Source organism: Brachybacterium sp. SGAir0954 (assembly GCF_005490785.1).
Classification (GTDB): Bacteria; Actinomycetota; Actinomycetes; order Actinomycetales; family Dermabacteraceae; genus Brachybacterium; species Brachybacterium rhamnosum.
Window position 1 is genome coordinate 3,263,295 of sequence record NZ_CP027295.1, and the last position, 22,737, is coordinate 3,286,031.

Genomic DNA, 22,737 nt, shown 5'->3' on the forward strand with positions numbered 1-22,737 from the left:
GGTCCGTGCAGGTCACGCCGGTGCGGTCCGGCGCGGTCTCAGAGCTTCACGGAGCGGCTGCGCCGGGCCGTCGGATCCACCGCCGCCTCGTGCCGCCGCGTGCGCGCGGACTCCACGCGCAGGCGCCACGGCGAGTACCGCTCCGCGGCGAGCGCGAGCCGGAGGCCGCCCGCGAGGGTCTGGTCCGCGGGAGTCGCGGGGAGCGCCGCGAGCGACCGGGTGAGGCGGGGCAGCTCCATCTGCGCCCCGCTCACGGCCCAGCGGGCGGCGACCTGCGCGAGCGGCGTGCGCGACTCGAGCAGCACGTGGCCCGCGCCCGGCACCTCGAGCATCGCCGCCTCCGGCATCGCCGCGGCGAGCGCACGCGAGAGGTGCGGGGGCCGCACGAGGTCCCGCTCCCCCGCGAGCACGAGCGTCGGCGTCGTGATCCCCGCGGCGAGGCGGGGCATGTCCCAGGGCTCCCCGGCGAAGGGCGGGACCCCGTGGCCCTGCGAGGCGGCGAGGCCCAGCGGGTCCAGCGGGCCGCCGTCGGCATGGTGCCCGTATCCGAGCTCGGTGTGCGCGATCGGGGCGACGAGGTCGTGCTCGTCGACGTACGGGGTGGACTGCAGCCAGTCCTGGGCGAGCACCTGGCGCACGCTGCTCCAGGTGAGGCGGCCGCGGCCGAGTGCGAGGAGGTCCACGAGGTCGCGCACCGCGGCGGGCCCGCCGTGCTCGTGCACCGCGAGCACCACCGCTCCCGCGTGCCGGCCCTCCACCTGCCCCTCCTCCACGAGCCGCCGCAGCACCGACGCCGTGGAGGAGGTCGCCGGGACCGTCCCGTCCCAGTAGGCGGCGCGCAGCGCGTCCCGGCCCGCGGCCTCGTCGTCCGGGGTGATGAGCGGGGAGTCCAGCACCAGGGAGGCCACGCGCTCCGGATGGTGCGCGGCGAGGGCGAGCGCGAGATGGCCGCCGTAGCCGGCGCCGTAGACGGCCGCCTCCGGCACGTGCGCGTGGTCGAGGACGGCGACGAGATCCGCGAGCACCTCCGTCAGGCGCATGCCGTGGCGCGGCAGGTCGCGGCCCGCGCCGTCCTGCCGCGAGAGCCCCACCCCGCGGTGCTCCATCATGATGACGTCCATGCCGCGGTCGCTGAGGGTGCGGCGCAGGCGGTCGTAGGGCAGCACCGAGGCGCGGCCGGGCCCGTCGGGGATCAGCAGCAGCGGCACCTGCGGGGCGGCGACCCCGGCGCGGCGCGCAGCCTCGAGGTCCTGCGGCCGCGGATGGCGCGGCGTGCGCCGGGCGTACCGCAGCGGGAACAGCCGCGGGTCCTTCCCCGAGATCTCCCGCAGCACCGTCATGACGTCCCCGCGCAGCAGCAGCAGGTCGTCCTGCGCGGAGCGCTCGAAGAGGTCGACGGACCTCACGCGGTGCGCTCGTCCCGCCCGATCGTGCTCCACAGAAAGCTGTAGAGCAGGGCGTTCATCCGTGCGGCCTGCTCGTTCGTGGCCGCGCCGCCGTGTCCTCCCTCGATGTTCTCGAAGGAGCGGACGTCCGCCCCGAGGGACTCGAGCGCCGCCGTGAGCTTGCGCGCGTGCCCGGGGTGCACGCGGTCGTCCCGGGTCGAGGTGAGCACGAAGGACGGCGGGTAGTCGACCCCCTCCGCGAGCAGGTGGTACGGGCTGAAGGTGCGCACGAACTCCCAGTCCTCGGTGTCCGGGTCGCCGTACTCGGCCATCCAGGAGGCGCCCGCGAGCAGGTGCGAGTAGCGCTTCATGTCCAGCAGCGGCACCTGGATCACCGCGGCGCCGATCAGCTCGGGGTAGCGGGTGAGCATGTTGCCGGTGAGCAGCCCGCCGTTGGAGCCGCCGCGCACCGCGAGGTGCTCGCGGTCCGTGACACCGCGCTCCACGAGGTCCTGCGCGACGGCGGCGAAGTCCTCGTAGGCGCGGTGGCGGTGCTCGGTGAGCGCCGCCTGGTGCCAGCGGGGGCCGTACTCGCCGCCGCCGCGGATGTTCGCGATGACGTAGCGGCCGCCGCGCTCGATCCAGGCCTTCCCGATCGGGCCGAGGTAGCTCGGGGTCAGGGAGATCTCGAAGCCGCCGTAGCCGTAGAGCAGGGTGGGCACGGGGGTGCCGGCCTCGGCGGCCTCCTCGGCGCCGCGCGGCGAGATCTCGAAGTACGGCACGCGGGTGCCGTCCTCGCTCGTCGTGAAGTGCTGGGTGACGTCCATGCCCTCCGCGTCGAAGCGGGCCGGGGCGCGCTTGATCGTCTCGAGCTCGCCGGGGGCGCCGCCATGGGGCACCTCGGAGAGGTCGCCGAGCAGCAGGGTCGTGGGCTCCACGAAGTCGGTGACGGTGAGCCAGACGCGGTCGTCCTCGTCCGCGTCGAAGGCGGCGACGCCGAGCGCTCCGCGCAGCTCGGGGTAGAGGTCCTGGCTGACCCACGCGCCGTCCTCGTCGCGGTGGTGGACCTCGAGCCGGTGCACGACGTCCTCGAGGATCGAGAGCACGATCGTGCTGCGGGTGATGGTCATGCCGTCGAGGGAGGTGGAGTCCGTGGGCTCGAAGAGCAGGTGGAGGTCCGGCTCCCCGTCGAGGAAGGAGGCGAAGTCGCCGACCACGAGGGAGCCGGCGGGGAACACCTGCTCCCCCACGGTCCAGTCGCTGCGCGGGGAGAAGACGCCGAGGTCGCGGTGGGCGTTCGCCTCGAGGTCCCGCGGCACGTCGATCGTCGTGAGCCGCACGCCGTCCTCGGTCCCGATCCCCTCGACGAGGTGGAGGGTCTGGTCGTAGAACGCGTGGGCCTGCAGCACCCAGTCGCGCTCCCAGCCGGGGGTGGAGTCGTGGGAGGCGAAGGCCGCGAGGTCGGACTCCGCGGCCTCGAGCACGAGCTCCGCCTCGGCGAGCGGGGTGCCGCGGCGCCAGATCCGCGCCTGCCGGGCGTACCCGGAGCTCGTGAGCGTGCCCTCGCCGAAGTCCGTGCAGGCCCACACGGTGTCCTCGTCGATCCAGGCGAGGCTGCCCTTCGCCTCGGGGCGCTCGAAGCCGCCCTCGGCGGCGGGCACGAAGGTGAGGGTCTCGAGGTCGAACTCGCGGGTCGTGTCCGCGTCGGAGCCGCCGTGGGAGAGGTCCACGAGGGCGCGCCGGTACGGCTGCCCGGGGGCGGGACGCAGCAGGCGGGCGCCGTGCCACACCCAGTCCTCGCCCTCGGCCTCGTTGAGCGCGTCGACGTCGATCAGCACCTCCCATTCGGGCTCCTCGGTGCGGTAGGACTCGAGCGTCGTGCGGCGCCACAGGCCGCGCTCGTGCTCGGCGTCGGTCCACACGTTGTAGAGGTAGCCGCCACGGTGGGTGACGCCGGGGATGCGGTCGCTCGCGTCGAGGATCTCGAGGATCTCCCGCTGGAGGGTCGCGGCGAGCGGCGCGCCGTCCGGGCCGGTGACCGCGTCGAGCTCCGCCTCGGCGCGCGCGTTGTGCTCGCGCACCCAGTCCAGGGCCTTCTCGCCGGTGACGTCCTCGAGCCACAGGTGCGGGTCGGAGGAGCCGTCCGGCGCGGGCAGGGACGGGGTGGGGGTGGTGCTCATCGCTGCTCCTGCGTGGTGTCCGTGGTGGTGTCGAGGCTGTCGGTGAAGTCGGTGAGGGTCTGCTTCCAGGCGGCCTTCCAGGCCTCACGCTGGTCGGCGTCCTCCATACCCTTGTGGGCGACGGCGAGGGTGCAGCGGGGGCGGCCGCCCTGCTCGTCCTTGGCGCAGATGCTGATCGAGGCGCGCGACCCGTCGAGCCCGGAGGCGCGCCAGTATCGCCAGCGCGCGGTCTCGCTGATCGCGGGCTCCTCGAGCCGGAGGTCCTCGCGGCGCTCGGGGGTCATGAAGGCGCTCCACGCGGCGAGCACCGCGTCCCTGTCCCCGGGGACGGTGCGGGAGGCGGAGACGGCGAAGTCGCCCTCGCAGGTCTGCCCCACGACGCGCAGCCCCACGGCCTGCTCGTAGGCGACGGTCACGCCCTGCGCCCACCACTCCTCGACGCCGTGGCGGTCCACGAGCAGCCGGGCGATCTCCCGGTGGCCCAGCTCGCGCGCGCCGGCGGCGTCCAGGCGCGCGGTCCACTCGGCGAGCGGGGTGCCGGTGGCGCGCTCGATCGCGGCGGCCTGGGCGTGCTCCTGCGGGGGGATCGTGACGGGGAGGTCCTGCATGGGGCCAGACTACGGTCCCGCCCGTGTCCCCGGTCACGGGGAGCCGTGGAACACTCGAGGTCATGTCCTCCCTCCCCCGCCGCCGTGCCCTCGCCCTCGCGCTCTCCCTGCCGCCCGCCCTCGCCGCGTGCACCGCGGGCGGCGGCTCCGACGGAACCGCCGACGGCGGGACGTCCGACGGGGGCGTCTCCGACGGCTCCGCGTCCGACGGCGGCGGCGCCTCGGACGGCGCGGCCACCACGGAGCCCACGGCCCCCGCCCCGCCGAGCGCCGCGGAGCTGCTGCTCGAGGACCTCTCCGAGGACGACCTCGCCGCCCAGCTCGTCATGGTGGGCGTGCGCACGGGCACCTCGATCGACCCGGAGCTGCTCGAGGAGCATCCCGTGGGCGGCTTCTTCCTGCTCGGCGTGTGGGAGTCCGCCGACGCCGTGGACGAGGTCGTCGACGCCGCCCTCGACGGCGGCCGCGAGGACCTCCCCCCGCTGCTCGCCGTGGACCAGGAGGGCGGGCAGGTGCGCATGCTGCGCGGGAGCGCCGCCCGTCGCACCTCCTCCGCCGCCCGGCTCGGCGAGGAGGGGGCGGCGGCGGTCACGGAGGCCTACACGAGCATCGGCGAGGACCTCGCCGCGCGCCGCATCCCGCTGGCCCTCTCCCCCGTCGCGGACGTCGTCGACCCCGAGCTCGGCGAGGACAACGGGCCCGTCGGCGCGCTGGACCGCGGCTTCGGCACGGACCCGGAGCAGGTGGGCGCGTGCGTGCGCGCGGCCGTCGAGGCGCTCGACGCGCAGGGGGTGGGCGCCTCCCTCAAGCACTTCCCGGGCCTGGGCCGGGTGCGGGAGAACACCGACTTCTCCGCCGAGGGCATCGAGGACACCACCACGAGCGCGGAGGACCAGTTCCTCGACTCCTTCGCGGAGGGCATCGCGGCCGGCGCGGACGCCGTCATGCTCGCCTCCGCCGTCTACCCGCGGATCGACCCGGACAACGCCGCGATGTTCTCCTCCGCCGTGGTGACGGACCTGCTGCGGGGGACCCTCGGCTTCGACGGCCTCGTGGTCACCGACGACATCGGCGCCGCGAAGGCCGTCGCGGACGTCCCCGTCGCGGAGCGCGCGACCCGCCTGCTGGCCGCGGGCGGCGACGTCGTCCTCACCGCGGACCCGTCGATCGCCGCCGAGCTCGCGGAGGCGATCGCCGCCTGGGCGCAGGAGTCGCCCGAGCAGGCGGCCCGGGTGCGGGAGGCAGCGGGACGGATGCTCGCGCTCAAGGAGAAGCGGGGGCTGCTCGGCTCCTGATCGCCCGCGCCGCCCGGGGTCAGCTCTTGTCGAGGGTGATGAGGTGGTTCAGCGGCCGGCGCACCTGCGCGGAGCGGGTGATCTCCCAGTCCGCGGCGTGCGCGGTCGCGCTCGCGACGAACTCGCGGGCGGTCGCGATGATGGTCGCGAGGTCGTCGTCCTCGCCCTCCTCGCCGATCTCCTCGAGCTCCCCGGCCCGGTCGAAGTCCGCGATCCGTGCGAGCTGCGCGGCGATCGCGGCCGAGTAGGTCGCCCCCGCGCCGGCGACGTGCCGGCCCGCCTCGCGCTCGGCGCGCAGCAGGTCCGTGCCGCCGGGATGGACCACGACGTCGACGGCGTCGTCCTCCGCGGGCAGCAGCCCGCCGCTCATGACGACGGCCTGCGGGCCGAGCGCCTGCAGGGCGAGGGCCTGCTCGCGCATCTCCTCGATCGTCGTCGCCTGCGGGCGGCCCAGCAGCTGCGCCGCCTCGGCGAGGTTCGGGGTGAGCACGGTCGCGAGCGGCACGAGCTCCGATCGGAGCGCATCGGCCCCCTCGGCGGAGATCAGCGGGGCGCTGTCGGAGGCGATCATCACCGGGTCCAGCACGATCGGCCCGAACCGGTCGCGGTGCGTGCGCACGGCGTCCGCGACCGTCTGGACGATCGCGGCGGTGCCGAGCGCACCGATCTTCAGGACGTCCACGTGGAGGTCGCGGACCACCTCGTCGATCTGGGTGCGCACGACGTCCGGCGGCAGCGGGTGCGTGCCGCGCGGTCCGTGTCCGGCCACGGAGGTGACGAGCGTGATCGCGCTGGCCCCGTAGACGCCGAGGGCGGTGAAGGTCTTGAGGTCCGCCTGGACGCCGGCGGCGCCGGCGGCGTCGGACCCGGCGACGGTGAGGACGAGGGGCGGGCGCATGGGGTTCTCCGTTCGTTCGCTGGCGGGGAGTCTAGCGGCGGGTCCTGGTGACCCGATGGGCGTGCGCTCGCCGTGCACCGCGCGCGCCCGTGCGAGAATCGCCCCCGGGCGGCACGATCGGGACCGCCGGACCAGGGGTGAGGGGAGGCGGGATGTCGCCGACGCAGGATCAGGGCACCGGCACGGGCTCCGCCTCCGGGCTGCCCGACTTCGTCGGGTCGGGCCCCGACGGGCTCCCCGACTACGAGCACGGCGGCGACGATCCCGTCGGCCCCACCGAGGGCGCGCGGCGCCGCACCCTCGTGCTCGTGCTCTCCGTGATCGGCTCCGCGCTCGTGCTGCTCGCCGTGGGGACGCTCGTGCTGTCCCAGACCGTGTTCCGCGGCCTCGACGACGAGGAGCGCACCGTCGCCTCCTCGACCGCGTCGCGCAGCGCCGAGGGCCACGAGGAGTACGTCCCCAACGAGGAGGACCCGTCCCTCGCCCCGCCGCCCCCGATCTTCACCCAGGCGCCCACCACGGACTGCACGATGCCGGAGTACGCGCCGGCCGCCGCCGCCGATCCGGGGACGGTGCGCGGGGGGAACCTCCAATACACGCCCCCCGAGGGCTGGGACTACCCGTGGAGCGAGAGCTCGCTGCCCTACATGTCCGAGGTCGGCTCCCAGGGCCGCAACGTCGAGGGCTCCTGGTACAGCGTCGTCAACCTCGGCAAGGTCGAGTTCACCGAGGACGAGGGCGGCTACCCCGGCCTCGAGCAGGCCGCCGTGACGATCTTCCAGTGCTACGCGACGACCTCCGGCGTGCTCGTGGGCTTCGGGGAGAACCCCGAGGTCACCGACCACCGCTCCGAGCCGACGACGGTGGACGGCCAGCCGGCGTGGATCGTGCAGGCCACCTACCACTTCGAGGACCAGGACCAGTTCAGCAGCACGAGCGCCTCGATCGTCACCTCGATCGTGGTGGAGACCCCGGACGGTCCCAGCGCCCTCGCCTCCGACGTCGCCGCCGACCACCCCGACCACGTCCAGAACCTCGAGGACATCATCGCGAGCCTCGAGGTCGTCGACTGACGACCCGCCCCACCGGACCGCCCTTCAGGAGCATCGATGCACACCGGACCGAGCACCACGACGAGCCCCGGCACCGGGCCCCAGCGACCCGGCGGCGGTCGCGGCATGCCGCTGCTCATCGGCGGCCTCGCCTTCGCGATCGTGTTCCTGCTGATCGTCGGGGCGACCGTCGGCTACCTCGTGCTGCGTCCCGGCTCCGGTGGCGGCGACCCGACGGCGAGCGCGACGGCGACCACCGAGTCGGCGAGCGCGAGCACCGAGCAGACCACGGAGGCGACCAGCGCCGCGGAGGAGGAGCGGTGCTGGTCCCCCGACCAGACCCGCAGCTCGAAGAATCCCTCGGGCAAGCTGCGTGGCGGCGGCCTCGAGATGATCCCCCCGAAGGGCTTCGACGACCGCACCGACACCACCCAGGCGAACTTCGTGACCGACGCGTCCCGGGCAGCGGCGAAGGTCGAGGGCACCTGGTACTCCACCGTCGCGGTCGGCAAGGTCGAGTGGCAGCCGGGGGTCGAGTACCCCGGGGACCGCGACGCCGCGGAGCGCATCTTCGCGTGCCTCGTCTCCAACAGCGCCATCTGGGACGGCACCTCGGGACGCTCCGTGCAGGACCAGGTGACCGAGCCGGTGACCGTGGCGGGCATGTCCGGCTACCGCACCACCGGGGTGCTGCACTTCGGCCAAGACAAGCTCGAGAAGACCGACGGCACGCGGATCATGGTCGCCGTCATCAGCACGCCCGAGGGTCCCTCCGCCTTCATCTCCGACGTCGCCGTCGGCGTCACCGAGCACGAGGAGGCGCAGAACACCGCTTACGACTCCCTCACCGGCCTCTCCGGCTGATTCAGACCACCGAGGAGGCGAGCCGGCACAGGTTGTCCAGCAGCATCATGGGTGCCGGCCGCTTCGTCCACTCCTCGAGGGTCAGCTCCCGGCTGCGGGAGCGGTAGACGTCCTCCACCTCGCGCATGCGCTCCATGAAGTCGGAGCCGCCCACCATCATCGAGCTCTCCATGTCCAGCAGGAACGAGCGGATGTCCATGTTGGAGGAGCCGATCACGCTCACCGAGTCGTCGATCGTCACGTGCTTGGCGTGGAGGATCGTGGGCGCCCGGTAGAGGTGGATCCGCACCCCCGCCTCGAGCAGCGCCGTGTAGTACGAGCGCTGGGCATGGAAGACGAGGAACTGGTCCCCGATCTCGGAGACGAACAGCTCGACCTCGACGCCGCGCTTCGCGGCCGTCGTGAGGGCGGCCAGCATCGACTCGTCCGGGACGAAGTACGGGCTCACGGCGCAGATGCGGTGGCGCGCGGAGTAGAAGAGCTGGTTGAACAGCAGCAGGTTGTTCTCGAGCACGAAGCCCGGCCCGCTCGGCACGAGCTGGCACTCGTAGGTGCCGGAGGTGTCCGGCGCCTGGCGCACGAGCTCCTCGTCCTCGAGCACCTCGTCGGACTCGAAGTACCAGTCGATGCCGAAGAGCAGGTTGAGCTCCGAGACGATCGGCCCGCGCAGCCGGGCCATGGTCTCCTGCCAGTGCAGGCCTCGGCGGATGTTCGCGGGCTTGTCGTAGTGGGAGGCGATGAGGTTCTGGCTGCCCATCCAGCCGCGTGCGCCGTCGATGACGAGGAGCTTGCGGTGGTTGCGCAGGTCCGGCCGCTGGAAGGCGCCGTCGCGGAAGGGGCGCATGGGCATCATCGGGAAGTGGGCGATGCCGTGGGCGTCGAGGAAGCGGCGCATGGCCTTGTACTCGCGGCGGTGGCTCACCGAGCCCCAGTGGTCGTAGAGCACGCGCACGGTGACGCCGCGGTCGGCGACCTCCCCGAGGGCGCCGAAGAAGTCGGCGGTGACCTCGTCGAGCCCCATCGTGTAGAAGAGCACGTGGACGTCCTCGCGGGCGGTGCGGATGTCCGCGGCCATGCGGGCGAGGGAGGTCTCGTAGTCGATCTCGAGCTCCACGTCGTTGTTGCCGACGAGCGGGAACGCGCCGAGCTCGCGGTTCAGGCGCACGGCGGACTGCAGCCAGCTGGGACTGTCCTCGTCGAGCTCGCTGTCCGGGATGCCCTGGGCCCGCACCCGCATGAGGCGGTTGACCTGCTGCTGCTTCTCGCGGCGGGCGCGGGGCAGCTGGGCCTTGCCGAGCATGAGGTACAGCGGGAAGCCCACGATCGGCAGCACCATGATCGCGAGCAGCCAGGCGAGCGCGGAGCCGGGGCGCCGGTTGCGGGGCACCACCACGAGCGCTGCGAGGCGCAGGACGATGTCGACGACGAGCAGGGCGTAGGTGCCCACGACGACGCCGTGCTCGGTGATCCACTGCCAGAGACCCTGCACCGGCACTCCCTTCACGACGGAGCGGCGGGCCCCCGGTTCCGGGGACCCGCCGCTCAGCCTACGGAATGCGCGGGCTCAGTCGTTGCCGCGCAGGATCGCGAGGATGCGCAGGATCTCGATGTAGAGCCACACGAGGGTCGCGGCGAGACCGAAGGCGCAGCGCCAGGCGTACTTCCGGGCGACGCCCGCGTTGGCGGCGCGCTGGACGTCCTCGAAATCCATGACGAGCGAGTAGGAGGCCATGCACACGGCGAGGCCGCCGATGACGAGGCCGAGCACGCCGTCGCGGAGGCTCTGCCCGGTGAAGAGCAGGTAGCCGATGTTCACGAGACCGAAGAGCAGGTACGCGATCATCGCGACCGCGAAGATCTTCGTGAGCGTGGGCGAGGTGCGCAGGATGCCCGCGCGGAAGAGGAGCAGCACGGTGACCGCGACGGCGAGGGTGCCGACCACGGCCTGCAGCGCGATGCCGGGGTAGTAGTACTCCATGGTCCCGGAGATGCCGCCCAGCAGGAGGCCCTCCGCCGCGGCGTAGAGCAGCACGAGGATCGCGGAGGGCTCGCGCTTGAAGGCGTTGACGAGGCCGAGCACGAGGCCGCCGATCGCGCCGATCGCGGTCGCGACGCCGGTGATCGCGAGGCCCGCCTGCGCCCCGGCGGTGCCGCCGGTCGCGCTCAGGAGCGCCGGGGTGATCGCGACGACGAAGCCGATGACGACGATGACGCCGAGGGTCGCGGTGATCGCGTTCAGGGCGTCCCGCATGGTCATCCGGCCGGTGTCGTGGCCGGTCGCGGAGGGGCGGGCGTAGATCGCCTCGAGGTCCTCCTGCTGCCCGCCGCCGAACTGCGGGGCCTGGGAGGCCTGCGGGCCGAAGCCGGAGGACCACTGGGTGCGGGAGTCGGGCTGGGCGTAGGCGCTCTGCTGCGAGGACTGGCCGAACTGCGGCGCGGAGGACGCGTTCCGCACGGCCTTGTCCTGGCCGAGGATGATGTTGTGGCGTGCCATGGGCGAGGGCTCCTCAGATGGACGTCGTGGCGGGCCGGTGCCGGTCGCGAGGTGCCGTTCTCCAGCGTCCCGACAATGCCGACGCGCCCACTGTATCGGGCATTCCCGCACCGTGGCTGGGTGCGGGCTCCGCCCGGAGCGAACCCCCGAGGGGTCTCAGGCGTCGACGGTGACCGCGGGGATCGAGCCGGTCACGGGCAGCTCGTTCTCGCGGAGGGTCCGGAGGGTGCGGCGGGCGCGCACCCGGAGCGCGACGAGCGTCCCGGAGACCATGACGAAGCCGAGCACGGAGAGCACGATCGAGACGACCATCGGCGCCTGGTAGCCGAAGCCCGCCGCGATGACCGCACCGCCGAGCGCGGCGCCGAGGGCGTTGGCGACGTTGAACGCGGCGTGGTTCAGGGAGGCGCCGAGCACCTCGGAGCGGCGGGCCACGCGGATCAGCCAGGTCTGCATGGCGGGGTTCAGCACGGAGTTCGTGAGGTTCACGAGGAAGAAGCCCACGATCAGCGCGGTGAGCGAGGTGTGCGCGACGAGGAACAGGCCCACGAGCGAGGCGATGTAGAGCGGGAAGCCGATGAGCAGCGTCTTCTCGAGGGAGCGGTCCGTGCCGGCACCGCCCACGAGGTTGCCGATGGTCATGCCGAGGCCCGCGGCGACGAGCACCCACGGCACGGCGGCCGCGGGGGCGCCGGTGACGCGCGTGGTGATGTCCGCGATGTAGCTGAAGACGGCGAAGGCGCCCGCGAAGCCGATCGCGGCGATGCCGATGATGATCCAGAGCTGGAGGCGGCGCAGGGCGGCGAGCTCGTCGACCATGCGTCGGCCCTCGACCCTGGCCTCGCGCGGGACGGTGCGCAGGAGCGCGACGACGGTGAGCACGAAGACGAGGGTCAGCAGCAGGTACACGGCACGCCAGCCGAGGGCCTGGCCGACGGCGGTGAGCACGGGGACGCCCGCGAGGTTCGCGACGGTGAGGCCGGAGAGCGCGAAGGCGACGCCCTTGCCCTGGTTGCCGGGGCCCATGAGGGAGGCGGCGAGCAGGGAGGCGACGCCGAAATAGGCGCCGTGCGGGATGCCGGCGAGGAAGCGCGCGGCGACGGTGAGCTCGAAGGTCGGCATGATGCCGGAGAGCAGGGTGCCCACGGCGAGGGCGCCCGCCATGGCGACGATCATCGAGGTGCGGCTCCAGCGCACGGAGAGCAGGGCCAGCACGGGGGCGCCGACGACGACGCCGAGGGCGTAGGCGGAGATGGCGACGCCGGCGTGGGCGATGCCGCGCTCGGGGTCGGTGGCCATGAGGCCGGGGAGGAGGGAGTCCGCGATCCCGGGCAGCAGGCCCATGGAGACGAACTCGGAGCCGCCGATCCCGAAGCCGCCGAGGGCGATCGCGAGGAGCGCGAGGCGGCGGCGGGCGGGGGTGAGGGCGGCGTGGACGCCGGTCCGGGTGCTGGGCTCGGCGGATCGGGTGACGGCGGTGCCGGTCTGGTCGTCGATGGTGGTCATGAGGCGTTCGACCTTTGCGGGGAGTGCGTTCAGGGACGGGCTCCATCGACCCGGCACCAGAATAAGCAAACGCTGTTGCGACACGTCAAGGGGTCGGGGCGGAACTCCCGGGCGGACCTGACCCAGATCACGTCCCGTGCGACGATGGCGCGATGGGATCCCCGGGCGCTCTCGACCGCGTGGCGGGCGCGCACGATGCCGCCGTGCTCGCCGTCGCACGCCGCGGCGAGCCCGTCTCCCGCGCCGAGCTCGCCGCCGCGCTGCAGGTCACGCCCCAGGCCATCTCCAAGATCCTGGGCCGCCTCATGGGCCGCGGCCTGGTCGCGGAGGCCGGCACCGTGATCGCCGGCCCCGGCAAGCCCACGACCCTGTACCGCATGGAGCCCGGCTCCCGCCGCGCGATCGGACTGCACCTGACCCGCTCCCGCCTGCACGGCGTCGTCGCCGACCTCTCCGGCGAGATCATCGCCCGCCGCGAGCTCGAGATCGGCCGGCTGCAGCCCGTCCCCGAGCTCGTCGCGACCCTCGCCGCCCAGGCGCGCGAGCTCGCCGGGCACGGCGACGGGGAGCTCGTCGGCGTGGGCCTCGGCATGCCCGGCCCGGTCGACGCGGCCGACGGCGTCTACCGCGGCACCTCCTGGCCCGATCCCTGGCGCGGCGCCCCGCTGCGGGCGCTGCTCGCCGCGGAGCTCGACCTCCCCGTGCTGCTGGACCACGACTCGCGCGCCGCCCTCGTGGGCGAGACCTGGTCCCAGCCCGGACTGCTGCGCGACGCCGCCCTGCTGCTCGTCGAGGACGGCCTCGGCGCGGCGCTCTGCCTCGACGGGCGGATCGTGCGCGGCGCCCACTCCCACGCCGGCGAGGTGGGCCACACGGTCGTGCGCCTCGACGGCGAGCCGTGCACCTGCGGTCGCCGCGGCTGCGCGCAGGCCGAGCACCAGGCCGCCCTCGCCGCGGGCGACGACGCGCTCGCCGCCCGGATCATCGCGAGCATCGTGCTGGATCTCGTGCGGCTCGTGGACGTGGACCGGATCGTGCTCGGCGGCCGCACCGTCCACGCGCATCACGGCCGCACGATGGACGCGATCCGCGAGGTGCTCGAGGCGGGGCTGCACGGGGAGCCCTGGCAGCACGTGGAGGTCATGCTCTCCACGCGGGGCACCGACCTCATCGCGGTGGGCGCCGCGTGCGAGGTGCTCGAGCACGAGTACGGGATCCCGCAGGCGCTCGTCGGCGCCGGCTGATCCGCGCGCCGTCGCGACGCGGGGCGCTCAGGCGCGGGCGCCGAAGATCGCCGAGCCGACGCGGACGATCGTCGCGCCCTCCTCGACGGCGATCTCGAGGTCCCCGCTCATCCCCATGGACAGCTCCGGCAGCGCCGGGGCGCCGGGGCGGGCGGCGAGGGCGTCCCGCAGCTCCCGCAGCGACCGCAGCGAGGCCCGCACCTGCGACTCCTCGCTCGTGTTCGCGCCGATCGTCATGAGCCCCACGGGGTGCAGCCAGTCGCTCGACCCGAGCCGGTCCACGACCGGGGCGAGCGCCTCGAGGCTCGGCGCGTACCCACCCTTGGACTCCTCGCCGGAGGTGTTGACCTGCACGAGCACGTCCCGCGAGGTGCCGGCGAGCTCGGCGCGGCGCTCGAGGGCGTCGACGATGTCGTCGCGGTCCGCGCTGTGGACGAGCTCCGCGAAGGCGATGACGTCCCGTGCCTTGTTCGTCTGCAGGCGGCCGATGAAGTGCCGCGGCACGCCGTTGCCCGCGAGCAGCGGGTCCGCGTGCTTCGCGATCTCCTGGGCGCGGTTCTCCCCCACGGCGAGGCGCCGGCCCCGCTCGCGGACGAGCGCGACCGCCTCGGCGACCTCCGCCGGGGTGCGGGTCTTCGTCGCGAGCAGCAGGGTGATCGCCGACGCGTCCCGCCCGCTGCGCTCCGCGGCGGCGTCGATCCGCCCGAGCACCGCGTCGAGGCGCTCGGCGAGAGAGGGGGCAGGCGGGGAGGTGCTCATGGCTCCGTCCGGGACGAGGTGCAGGACCGCACCAGGGTACGAGGTGCCCCCAGCGGGGTTCGAACCCGCACTGCGCCGCTTTTAAGGCGGCTGCCTCTGCCGGTTGGGCTATGGGGGCGAGGCTCCAGCCTATGCTGGGGTGATCATGACCGCTGCGATCCGGTCCCTCGCGGACTCCCTGCGAAGGTTCGGCGACGACCGCCTCGAGGCCCTGCTCGTCGCCCGGCCGGACCTCGCCTCGCCGGTGCCCCACGGGATCGGCCCGCTCGCCGCCCGCGCCGCGGGGCCCACCTCCGCCCGCCGCGCGCTCCAGGCGCTCACGCTCCCCGAGCTGCACCTCGTCGAGGCGCTCGCCGTGCTCGAGGACGGCGCCTCCCCCGGGGCGCTCGCGGCCGCCGTCTCCGCCGAGCCGGCCGCCATCGGCCCCGCCCTCGAGCGCCTCACGACCCTCGCCCTGCTGTGGGGCGAGGACGCCCTGCACCTCGTGCGACCGCTGCGCGAGGGCCTGCGCTCCCCCGCCGGCCTCGCCCCCGCCGATCCGTCGGACCCGGATTCCGAGCAGGCGCAGGCGCTGCTGGACCGCGCCCGGGCCGACGGCGTGCCCGCACCGGTGCTCGACGCGCTCGCCTGGGGCCCGGCCGAGGTCACCGGGGACGGCGCGCTCGCCCGCACCCTCGAGGCCTCCGGTTTCCTGCGCCGCGAGGAGTCCGGGCTCGTCATCCCGCGGGCGGTGCATCTCGCCCTGCGGGGCGGCCGGGTGCGCCGCGCCTTCTCCCCGCTGCAGCCGGCGCCGGAGGGGCCCGAGGTCACCGAGCGGATCCCCGGCAGCCGGGCCGCGCAGGCCGTCGAGCGGGCCTTCGAGGCGCTGCGCCTGCTGGGCACCGTGCGCGGCTTCGACGAGGACCCGCCGGGGGTGCTGCGTCGCGGTGGGATCCCGCAGCGGGACCTGCGCCGGCTCGCCGAGCGCGCGGGCACCACCGTGCTCGCGTATGCGACCGTGCTGCAGAGCGGCTGGCAGGCGGGACTGCTGGGCCACGACGGCCAGGAGTGGCAGGCCACCCGGGACTGGGACGCCTTCCGCGAGCGGGCCGCCGAGCAGCGCTGGGCCGAGCTCGTGCTCGCCTGGGCGCACGGCCGTCACCTCGCCACGATCGTCGGCACCCCCGATCCCTCCGGGGCGACCCGCTCCCTGCTCTCCGACCTCACCCGCCGCGACGGCGCCCGCACGCGTCGCGGCAGCGCCCTGCGCGCCCTGCGGGCCGCCCCCGGGGTCGCCGCGACCGCCGAGTCCCTCGCCGCGAACCTCGCCTGGGCGTTCCCGCTGGTCCCCGCCGCGATCCTTCAGGAGGAGGCCGAGGCGGTGCTCGCCGAGGGCGAGGTGCTCGGCGTGATCGACGACGGCGCGCTCACCGTGCTCGGCGACGCCCTCGCACTCGCCCTCGACGACGACGTCACCGCGGCCGACGCTCGCCTCGCCGCCGCCCTCCACGAGGCCTCCCCTCCCCCGGTCGACGAGATACTGCTCGACGCGGACCTCACCGCCGTCATCCCCGGCCGCCCGTCGGAGCGCCTGCTGCCGCTGCTGGACTGGGCGACGACCGTCTCCCGCGGCGGCGCGCTCACGCTGCGCTTCGAGGCGGCCTCGCTGCGCCGCGCCCTCGCCGCAGGCCGGGACCCCGAGGACCTCCTCGCCCTGCTGACGGCGACCTCACGCACCCCGGTGCCGCAGGCGCTCGAGTACCTCGTGCGGGACGAGCAGCGTCGCCACGGGCGGGTGTGCGTCTCGCGCGCCTCGACCGTGCTCACCGCCCCCGCGGAGGTGCTGGACCTGCTGCAGGCCGCCCCGGAGGCGGCAGCCCTGACCCTGCACCGGATCGCGCCGACGGTCGCCGTGACGCTCTCCGACGCGGGCTTCGCCCTGCAGGTCGCCCGGAAGGCGGGGCTCTCCCCTGCGGCCGTCGGCCCCGACGGCCGCGCCGGCGGGCCCGAGCTCACGCACGCGCTGACCGTCGGCGGCGTGGACACGGACCTCGTCACGGTGGACGGCCCCGAGCTGCGGCTCCCCGCGGCGGAGGCCGTGGCCCGGCTGCGCGCGGCGGAGGACGGCGAGGGCGACCTCTCCGTCACGGACCGGCTGCTCGAGGCGATCTCGCAGGGCGCCGAGCTGGACCTCGGCATCGTCGACGGCCGCGGCGGGGTCGTGGTGCGCCGGGCGCTGCCGGTCTCCCTCGACGGCGGGCGGCTGCGGGCGCGGGAGCCGGGCAAGCCCGAGGAGTTCACCGTGCTCGTGCACCGGGTGACGCTCGGCTGAGCTCCCATCGCCGGTGACCGTCCGGTAGTCGAAAGAGCCACGTCCTCCCTGGCCAGCGACACGCCATGGGGACTCCTCCCCATGGCGCTCCCGGGGGTTCCCCAGGTTACGATCCTCCCTGCAGGTCGACGACGCAGCCGTGTCGCGACCGTCCCCGAGCGCAGCAGCGCCCCGGGGCTGATCACGAGGAAGAGGGGACTCCCCATGACTGCTCCCGGGATGGGACTCGACAGCGAGCGCATCAAGAAGAACGCGCTCATCGCCATGATCGTCGGCTTCGTCTGCGGCGGCGTGCTGCCCGGCGTGCTGGGCCTGCTCGGTTACCTGAAGGCCGACCAGGAGCCGGCGACCGCGAAGAAGTTCACCAAGTGGGCCTGGATCGTCTTCGCCATCTGCTGGGTCCTGGCGATCATCCTCATCATCATCTACGTCGTGGTGATCGTCGCCGCCGTCAACAGCGGCGACTACACGACCTACTGAGCACCACCGCCCGGGCACAGCGGCCCGGACGCACGGAAGGCCCGGACCTCACGGTCCGGGCCTTCCGTCGTCAGCAGGGCCTCAGCCCTGCGTCAGGTTCAGTCCTGCTTGGACTCGCGACGATCCTCGGACCACTCCACGTGGAAGGTGCCCTCGGTGTCGACGCGCTGGTAGGTGTGCGCGCCGAAGTAGTCGCGCTGCGCCTGGACCAGGGCGGCCGGGAGACGCTCCGCGCGGACCGCGTCGTAGTAGGACAGGGTCGAGGAGAACACCGGGACCGGGAAGCCGGAGGCGGCGGCGTAGGCCACCACGCGGCGCCAGGCCGGGACGCACTTGGCGATCTCGGCGGTGAAGTACTCGTCCGCGAGCAGGAGCGCGAGCTCCGGGTTGCGGTCGTACGCCTCGGTGATGCGGTTGAGGAACTTCGCGCGGATGATGCAGCCGCCGCGCCAGATCTTCGCCATGTCGCCCAGGTTGATGTCCCAGCCGAACTCCTTGGCGCCGGCCGCGATCTCGTCGAAGCCCTGCGAGTAGGAGACCAGCTTCGCGGCGTAGAGCGCCTTCTGGAGGTCGTCGACGAACTGCGCCTCGTCGGCGATCTCGAGCTGCTGGGTCTCCGCCGGGAGGACCGCACGGGCGGCCTCGCGCTGCGCGGTGCCGCCGGAGGTGGAGCGCGCAAAGGTGGCCTCGGCGATGCCGGTGACCGGCACGCCCAGGGAGAGCGCGGTCTGCACGGTCCAGGCGCCGGTGCCCTTCTGGGCGGCCTGGTCGAGGATGACGTCCACGAACGGCTTGCCGGAGGTGGCGTCCTGGTGGTGGAGCACCTCTGCGGTGATCTCGATGAGGAAGGACTCGAGGTCGCCCTTGTTCCACTCGGCGAAGACGTCACCGATCTCGGAGGCGCCCTTGCCGAGCGCCTTGGACATGAGGTCGTAGGCCTCGGAGATGACCTGCATGTCGGCGTACTCGATGCCGTTGTGGACCATCTTCACGAAGTGGCCCGCGCCGTCCGCGCCCACGTGGGTGCAGCAGGGGGCGCCGTCGACGTGCGCGGAGATCTTCTCGAACATCGGGCCGAGGCGGTCGTAGGACTCCTTGGTGCCGCCGGGCATGATCGAGGGGCCGTTGAGGGCGCCCTCCTCGCCGCCGGAGACGCCGGAGCCCACGAAGTGCAGGCCCTTCTCGCGCAGGGCGGACTCGCGACGGATCGTGTCGGTGTACAGGGCGTTGCCCGCGTCCACGATGATGTCGCCCTCGTCCATGAGCTCGGCGAGCTCGTCGATGACGGCGTCCGTCGGGCCGCCGGCCTTGACCATGATGATCGCGACGCGCGGCTTCTGCAGGGAGGCGACGAACTCGGCGGCGGACTCCGAGGGGTAGAACTCGCCCTCGGTGCCGTAGGAGTCGATGACCTTCTCGGTCTTGCCGACGGAGCGGTTGTGGATCGCGACCTTGAAGCCGTTGCGGGCGAAGTTGCGGGCCAGGTTGGAGCCCATCACCGCCATTCCGGTGACACCGATGTCGGCGACATCAGCGGGGGACGGAGCGAAGCTTGCCATGGGATCTCCTCGGATCGGTGGGTGTGAACCGGGGAGGGTCGCCGCGTCCGCGGTGCGTCGCGCGCCCCGCCCCGGGGCATCGCAGACCATTCTAGGGACCTCGGCGGTCCTGTGTCGGAGCGTGCCACCGCTTGCGCCGCGCGCGGGGCCGTCACCGAGGCTCTTCCTGCGCCGACGGCGTGGGGAACCGGCCGTGGCCGGGGGTCCGCCGGTGTCGCCGCTCACAATCCGACGCCCTCCGAGGGGAGACCCACCATGTCCACCGTCCCGCCGCCTCCCGGCGCGCCGCAGCAGCAGCCCGTCCCGCAGGCTCCCGGGCCCCGCCCCGGGACGGATCTCGGCGCGGACCTCGGCGCCGCCCTCGCCTTCGCCGGCCGCTCCCTGCTGCGCAACCCCGCCGCGTTCCTCGTCGCGGGCGCCGTCTACGGGCTGCTGACCCTGATCGTGGTGGGCGCCTCGATCGCCGGGCTCGCCGTCTACATGGTCAACGCGATGCCCTCGGATCCGTACGCGGAGCCCGAGCTCGGGATGTTCGTCGCCGCCTACGCGATCATGTTCGGGATCCTGCTGCTCCTCGTGCCGATCATGCTGCTGTGGGAGTCCGGCACCGGCCGCGCCGGCGAGCTGATCCTCGAGGGCGGCCGCCCGAGCATCGGCCAGGCCCTCGTGGGCCCGGGCCGGATCATGCTCACCGCGCTGCTCATGGGTGTGATCGTCACGATCGGCACGTTCCTGCTCTACCTGCCGGGCCTCGTCGCCTCGATCGCCTTCTTCTACGCGATCCCGGCCGCCGCCCGCGGCGCCTCCCCCGTCGAGGCGCTCAAGCAGAGCGTGCGGCTGGTCCGCGCGAACCTCGTCACCACGATCGTCGCGTGGCTCGTGCTCTCCGTGATCGGCTCCGTCGCCGGGTCGCTGATCATCACGGTCATCGCGCTCGTCCCCTTCACGATCCTCTTCCAGCTGGGGATGTTCGAGCGCCTGAGCGGCCGGGAGCTCCCGGACCTGCGCAGCGCCTGAGGACTCACCTCGGCCGGTCCCGTCGGCCGATCCCGGGGCGCCCCGAGAGGGGCGCCACGTGAGGGGGCCGTCGGCCTCCTGCCCGGCGTAGCCTGGCGGGATGACCGACGGCCCCCTCATCGTCCAGAGCGACAAGTCCCTGCTGCTCGAGGTCGCCCACGAGCGCGCGGCCGCGGCGCGCGCGGCGATCGCCCCGTTCGCGGAGCTCGAGCGCGCCCCCGAGCACGTGCACACCTACCGGATCACCGACCTGGGCCTGTGGAACGCGCGCGCCGCCGGGTACGACGCCGAGTCCGTCGTCGCCGCGCTCGTGGACCACTCCCGCTACCCGGTGCCGCATGCGCTGCTGCTCGACGTCGCGGACACCATGGACCGCTACGGCCGCCTCCGCCTCGAGGCCGATCCGCACCACGGCCTCGTGCTGCGCACCACGGACCGCCCCGTGCTCGAGGAGGTGCTGCGCTCCAAGCGGGTCCAGGGCATGGTCGGCGCCCGGATCGACGAGGACACCTCCGCCGTGCACCCCTCCGAGCGGGGCGCCCTGAAGCAGGCGCTGCTGAAGCTCGGCTGGCCCGCGGAGGACCACGCCGGCTACGTCGACGGCGAGGCGCACCCGATCGCCCTCGCGGAGGACGGCTGGTCGCTGCGCCCCTACCAGCAGGAGGCCGTGGACGGCTTCCGCCACGGCGGCAGCGGCGTGGTCGTCCTGCCCTGCGGCGCGGGCAAGACGATCGTGGGCGCGGGGGCGATGGCCGCGATGGGCCGCACCACCCTGATCCTCGTGACGAACACCGTCTCCGCCCGCCAGTGGCGCGACGAGCTGCTGCGCCGCACCTCCCTCACCGAGGAGGAGATCGGCGAGTACTCCGGCGCGAGCAAGGAGATCCGTCCCGTCACGATCGCCACCTACCAGGTGCTCACGATGAAGCGGAAGGGCGTGCACCCGCACCTCGAGCTCATGAGCGCCCGCGACTGGGGTCTGATCCTGTACGACGAGGTGCACCTGCTGCCCGCGCCCGTGTTCCGGATGACCGCGGATCTCCAGGCCCGGCGCCGGCTGGGGCTCACCGCGACCCTCGTGCGGGAGGACGGCCGCGAGGGCGAGGTGTTCTCGCTGATCGGCCCCAAGCGCTACGACGCCCCGTGGAAGGACATCGAGGCGCAGGGCTACATCGCCCCCGCGGACTGCACCGAGGTGCGGGTCGCGATGCCCGCGGAGGACCGCATGGCCTACGCGATGGCGGAGCCGGAGGACCGTCCCCGCCTGGGCGCCGCGCACCCCGCGAAGATCCCGGTCGTCGAGCGGCTGGCGGCCCGGCATCCCGGGGAGCCGCTGCTCGTGATCGGCCAGTACCTCGACCAGCTCGAGGAGATCGCCGCGCACCTGGGCTCGGAGCTCATCACGGGGCAGACGAACGTGCGCCGGCGCCAGGAGCTGTTCGCCGCGTTCCGCAGCGGCGAGATCGACCGCCTGGTCGTCTCGAAGGTCGCGAACTTCTCCGTGGACCTCCCGGAGGCCTCGGTCGCGATCCAGGTGAGCGGTGCGTTCGGCTCGCGGCAGGAGGAGGCCCAGCGGCTGGGGCGCCTGCTGCGCCCCAAGGGCGACGGCCGCACCGCGCACTTCTACACCGTGGTCATGCGGGACACGCAGGACCAGGACTTCGCCGCGCACCGTCAGCGCTTCCTCGCCGAGCAGGGCTACGCGTACACGATCGTGGACGGCGAGGACCTCGCCGCCCCCGAGCGTGCGGCCGACGCCGGCTGACCCCGCCCCACCTGCCCGCCCGCGACCGGGGGCGGGGATACAGTGGCGCCAGATCGCATCCCTTCCCCCGCACCCATTCCCCAGGAGCGAGCCATGAGCACCGGACCCGAGAGCACCGACCATCCCGTCGCGCGTGATCCCCAGCCGATCGATCCCACCCCGACCGCGGGCACCGAGCCCGTCTCCCGGCCCGCGGAGCCGGCGCCCGCGCCGCGCCGCCGTGCGGAGACCTCCGAGCAGCCCCGCACCCCGGAGATCGAGGACGTCAAGACCGGCGGCGGCAAGACCGCCGGCATCTGGATCGCGCTGATCCTCGGCGCCGTGGTGCTCATCCTGCTGCTGATCTTCGTGATCCAGAACAACGTCAAGGCGACCTTCGAGTACTTCGGCGCGCAGTTCGATCTCCCGCTCGGCGTGGCGATGCTGCTCGCGGCGATCGCAGGCGCGCTGGTCATGGCGCTCGTGGGCTCCGTGCGGATCTTCCAGCTGAGCTGGACCATCCGCAAGCTCCGCAAGACCCAGACCAAGATCCAGAACGCCGTCCGCTGATCCGTCCAGCGGACGTCCAACCGATTCCCAGGCTGAGGGAGGACGGTGGGCGCCATGAACACCGCTGACCAGGAGTACGAGGCCCGACTGCTCGTCGTCGACGACGAGCCCAACATCCGCGACCTGCTCGCCACGTCGCTGCGCTTCGCGGGCTTCGAGGTGTTCACGGCGTCCACCGGCAACGAGGCGATCCGTGAGGCCACCGAGCACCAGCCGGATCTCGTCGTGCTCGACGTGATGCTCCCGGACATGGACGGCTTCACCGTCACCCGCCGCCTGCGCGACCGCGGCGAGGAGTACCCGATCCTCTTCCTCACCGCGCGCGACGAGACGCAGGACAAGGTCAACGGCCTCACCGTCGGCGGCGACGACTACGTCACCAAGCCCTTCAGCCTCGAGGAGGTCGTGGCCCGCATCCGGGCGGTGCTGCGCCGCACCCACGGCGCCGCGGAGGGCGCGGTCGAGAGCGCCCTCGTGGTGGGCGACCTGCGCCTGGACGAGGACTCCCACGAGGTCTACCGCGGCGACGTCGCGATCGACCTCTCCCCCACCGAGTTCAAGCTCCTGCGCTACCTCATGCTCAACGCCGGGCGCGTGGTCTCCAAGACCCAGATCCTCGACCACGTGTGGGACTACGACTGGTCCGGCGAGGTCGGCATCGTCGAGTCCTACATCTCCTACCTGCGCCGCAAGGTCGACGTGGTGGGCGACCCGATGATCCACACCAAGCGCGGCATCGGCTACGTGCTCCGCGCGGCCGAGTCCCGCTGA

At 73.6% G+C, this 22,737-nt stretch carries 19 protein-coding genes and 1 tRNA gene; 10 read left to right on the forward strand and 10 right to left on the reverse strand.

Translation table 11 applies throughout. The features are described from left to right. Positions 1–38: 38 nt before the first annotated feature. The 3 genes from C1N80_RS14695 to C1N80_RS14705 are packed head-to-tail and all read right to left on the reverse strand — an operon-like array spanning position 39 to position 4,173. Entirely contained in the window at positions 39–1,406 is a 1,368-nt protein-coding gene (locus C1N80_RS14695; RefSeq protein WP_240811157.1) for an alpha/beta hydrolase, read from the reverse strand. Beyond that, a complete protein-coding gene (locus C1N80_RS14700; protein WP_137771458.1) occupies positions 1,403–3,565 on the reverse strand; it encodes a prolyl oligopeptidase family protein in 2,163 nt (720 codons plus the stop codon). The genes C1N80_RS14695 and C1N80_RS14700 overlap by 4 nt, the downstream gene beginning before the upstream one ends. Beyond that, entirely contained in the window at positions 3,562–4,173 is a 612-nt protein-coding gene (locus C1N80_RS14705; protein WP_137771459.1) for a hypothetical protein, read from the reverse strand. Before C1N80_RS14705 ends, C1N80_RS14700 begins: the two co-directional genes overlap by 4 nt. 62 nt (positions 4,174–4,235) lie before the next feature. On the opposite strand from C1N80_RS14705, the gene C1N80_RS14710 reads away from it, so the two are divergent. Continuing rightward, a complete protein-coding gene (locus C1N80_RS14710) occupies positions 4,236–5,468 on the forward strand; it encodes a glycoside hydrolase family 3 protein (protein ID WP_168198126.1) in 1,233 nt (410 codons plus the stop codon). A gap of 19 nt (positions 5,469–5,487) precedes the next feature. Here C1N80_RS14710 and thiD read toward each other — a convergent pair whose 3' ends face one another. Next, entirely contained in the window at positions 5,488–6,366 is an 879-nt protein-coding gene (thiD, locus tag C1N80_RS14715) for a bifunctional hydroxymethylpyrimidine kinase/phosphomethylpyrimidine kinase (protein ID WP_137771460.1), read from the reverse strand. Between the two features lie 152 nt (positions 6,367–6,518). Between thiD and C1N80_RS14720 the strand changes: the two genes are divergently transcribed. Both C1N80_RS14720 and C1N80_RS14725 read left to right on the forward strand, forming a co-directional pair. After that, positions 6,519–7,439: a hypothetical protein gene (locus tag C1N80_RS14720; protein ID WP_137771461.1), complete on the forward strand. Its 921-nt coding sequence runs from the start codon at positions 6,519–6,521 to the stop codon at positions 7,437–7,439. Positions 7,440–7,475: 36 nt separating this feature from the next. Then, positions 7,476–8,282 carry a hypothetical protein gene (locus C1N80_RS14725; protein ID WP_137771462.1) on the forward strand — a complete coding sequence of 269 codons (807 nt, stop codon included), beginning with the start codon at positions 7,476–7,478 and terminating at the stop codon, positions 8,280–8,282. A gap of 1 nt (position 8,283) precedes the next feature. Here the strand turns inward: C1N80_RS14725 and cls are convergent, their stop codons facing one another. The 3 genes from cls to C1N80_RS14740 form a co-directional block, all read right to left on the reverse strand. Then, entirely contained in the window at positions 8,284–9,771 is a 1,488-nt protein-coding gene (cls, locus tag C1N80_RS14730; RefSeq protein WP_137771463.1) for a cardiolipin synthase, read from the reverse strand. Positions 9,772–9,846: 75 nt separating this feature from the next. Further along, positions 9,847–10,776, reverse strand: a complete 930-nt coding sequence (locus C1N80_RS14735; protein WP_137771464.1) for a Bax inhibitor-1/YccA family protein — start codon at positions 10,774–10,776, stop codon at positions 9,847–9,849. Positions 10,777–10,932: 156 nt separating this feature from the next. Further along, the gene (locus C1N80_RS14740) at positions 10,933–12,282 is read right to left on the reverse strand and encodes an MFS transporter (RefSeq protein ID WP_137771465.1); all 1,350 of its coding nucleotides are present in this window, start codon (positions 12,280–12,282) and stop codon (positions 10,933–10,935) included. A 152-nt stretch (positions 12,283–12,434) separates the two neighbouring features. Between C1N80_RS14740 and C1N80_RS14745 the strand changes: the two genes are divergently transcribed. Further along, complete coding sequence (locus tag C1N80_RS14745) at positions 12,435–13,526, forward strand: ROK family transcriptional regulator (RefSeq protein WP_137771466.1); 1,092 nt, start codon at positions 12,435–12,437, stop codon at positions 13,524–13,526. Between the two features lie 27 nt (positions 13,527–13,553). Here the strand turns inward: C1N80_RS14745 and C1N80_RS14750 are convergent, their stop codons facing one another. After that, positions 13,554–14,285 (reverse strand): YggS family pyridoxal phosphate-dependent enzyme, encoded by a 732-nt coding sequence (locus tag C1N80_RS14750; RefSeq protein ID WP_137771467.1) that lies wholly within the window; start codon positions 14,283–14,285, stop codon positions 13,554–13,556. Positions 14,286–14,329: 44 nt separating this feature from the next. Further along, positions 14,330–14,403 (reverse strand) — tRNA-Leu (locus C1N80_RS14755). Positions 14,404–14,430: 27 nt separating this feature from the next. Here C1N80_RS14755 and C1N80_RS14760 point away from each other — a divergent pair. After that, positions 14,431–16,596 carry a helicase-associated domain-containing protein gene (locus C1N80_RS14760; protein ID WP_137771468.1) on the forward strand — a complete coding sequence of 722 codons (2,166 nt, stop codon included), beginning with the start codon at positions 14,431–14,433 and terminating at the stop codon, positions 16,594–16,596. A 204-nt stretch (positions 16,597–16,800) separates the two neighbouring features. Then, positions 16,801–17,076 carry a DUF2700 domain-containing protein gene (locus tag C1N80_RS14765; RefSeq protein ID WP_103385003.1) on the forward strand — a complete coding sequence of 92 codons (276 nt, stop codon included), beginning with the start codon at positions 16,801–16,803 and terminating at the stop codon, positions 17,074–17,076. A 98-nt stretch (positions 17,077–17,174) separates the two neighbouring features. Here C1N80_RS14765 and gndA read toward each other — a convergent pair whose 3' ends face one another. Continuing rightward, positions 17,175–18,635, reverse strand: a complete 1,461-nt coding sequence (gene gndA / locus C1N80_RS14770) for an NADP-dependent phosphogluconate dehydrogenase (RefSeq protein WP_137771469.1) — start codon at positions 18,633–18,635, stop codon at positions 17,175–17,177. Between the two features lie 255 nt (positions 18,636–18,890). Between gndA and C1N80_RS14775 the strand changes: the two genes are divergently transcribed. From C1N80_RS14775 to C1N80_RS14790, 4 genes are all read left to right on the forward strand, one after another. Further along, the gene (locus tag C1N80_RS14775; protein ID WP_137771470.1) at positions 18,891–19,652 is read left to right on the forward strand and encodes a hypothetical protein; all 762 of its coding nucleotides are present in this window, start codon (positions 18,891–18,893) and stop codon (positions 19,650–19,652) included. A gap of 100 nt (positions 19,653–19,752) precedes the next feature. After that, entirely contained in the window at positions 19,753–21,417 is a 1,665-nt protein-coding gene (locus C1N80_RS14780) for a DNA repair helicase XPB (protein ID WP_137771471.1), read from the forward strand. A gap of 93 nt (positions 21,418–21,510) precedes the next feature. Continuing rightward, the gene (locus C1N80_RS14785; protein ID WP_137771472.1) at positions 21,511–21,966 is read left to right on the forward strand and encodes a lipopolysaccharide assembly LapA domain-containing protein; all 456 of its coding nucleotides are present in this window, start codon (positions 21,511–21,513) and stop codon (positions 21,964–21,966) included. 54 nt (positions 21,967–22,020) lie between these two features. Beyond that, a complete protein-coding gene (locus tag C1N80_RS14790) occupies positions 22,021–22,737 on the forward strand; it encodes a response regulator transcription factor (RefSeq protein ID WP_137771473.1) in 717 nt (238 codons plus the stop codon).

Excerpts from the sequence above, each read along its gene's own strand:
- C1N80_RS14760 (WP_137771468.1), top strand. The coding sequence starts at position 14,431 with ATGACCGCTGCGATCCGGTCCCTCGCGGACTCCCTGCGAAGGTTCGGC.
- C1N80_RS14720 (WP_137771461.1), top strand. The coding sequence starts at position 6,519 with ATGTCGCCGACGCAGGATCAGGGCACCGGCACGGGCTCCGCCTCCGGG.
- C1N80_RS14745 (WP_137771466.1), top strand. The coding sequence starts at position 12,435 with ATGGGATCCCCGGGCGCTCTCGACCGCGTGGCGGGCGCGCACGATGCC.
- C1N80_RS14725 (WP_137771462.1), top strand. The coding sequence starts at position 7,476 with ATGCACACCGGACCGAGCACCACGACGAGCCCCGGCACCGGGCCCCAG.
- C1N80_RS14750 (WP_137771467.1), bottom strand. The coding sequence starts at position 14,285 with ATGAGCACCTCCCCGCCTGCCCCCTCTCTCGCCGAGCGCCTCGACGCG.
- C1N80_RS14735 (WP_137771464.1), bottom strand. The coding sequence starts at position 10,776 with ATGGCACGCCACAACATCATCCTCGGCCAGGACAAGGCCGTGCGGAAC.
- C1N80_RS14740 (WP_137771465.1), bottom strand. The coding sequence starts at position 12,282 with ATGACCACCATCGACGACCAGACCGGCACCGCCGTCACCCGATCCGCC.
- C1N80_RS14785 (WP_137771472.1), top strand. The coding sequence starts at position 21,511 with ATGAGCACCGGACCCGAGAGCACCGACCATCCCGTCGCGCGTGATCCC.
- C1N80_RS14765 (WP_103385003.1), top strand. The coding sequence starts at position 16,801 with ATGACTGCTCCCGGGATGGGACTCGACAGCGAGCGCATCAAGAAGAAC.
- thiD (WP_137771460.1), bottom strand. The coding sequence starts at position 6,366 with ATGCGCCCGCCCCTCGTCCTCACCGTCGCCGGGTCCGACGCCGCCGGC.
- C1N80_RS14780 (WP_137771471.1), top strand. The coding sequence starts at position 19,753 with ATGACCGACGGCCCCCTCATCGTCCAGAGCGACAAGTCCCTGCTGCTC.
- C1N80_RS14700 (WP_137771458.1), bottom strand. The coding sequence starts at position 3,565 with ATGAGCACCACCCCCACCCCGTCCCTGCCCGCGCCGGACGGCTCCTCC.
- gndA (WP_137771469.1), bottom strand. The coding sequence starts at position 18,635 with ATGGCAAGCTTCGCTCCGTCCCCCGCTGATGTCGCCGACATCGGTGTC.
- C1N80_RS14790 (WP_137771473.1), top strand. The coding sequence starts at position 22,021 with ATGAACACCGCTGACCAGGAGTACGAGGCCCGACTGCTCGTCGTCGAC.
- C1N80_RS14710 (WP_168198126.1), top strand. The coding sequence starts at position 4,236 with ATGTCCTCCCTCCCCCGCCGCCGTGCCCTCGCCCTCGCGCTCTCCCTG.
- C1N80_RS14705 (WP_137771459.1), bottom strand. The coding sequence starts at position 4,173 with ATGCAGGACCTCCCCGTCACGATCCCCCCGCAGGAGCACGCCCAGGCC.
- C1N80_RS14775 (WP_137771470.1), top strand. The coding sequence starts at position 18,891 with ATGTCCACCGTCCCGCCGCCTCCCGGCGCGCCGCAGCAGCAGCCCGTC.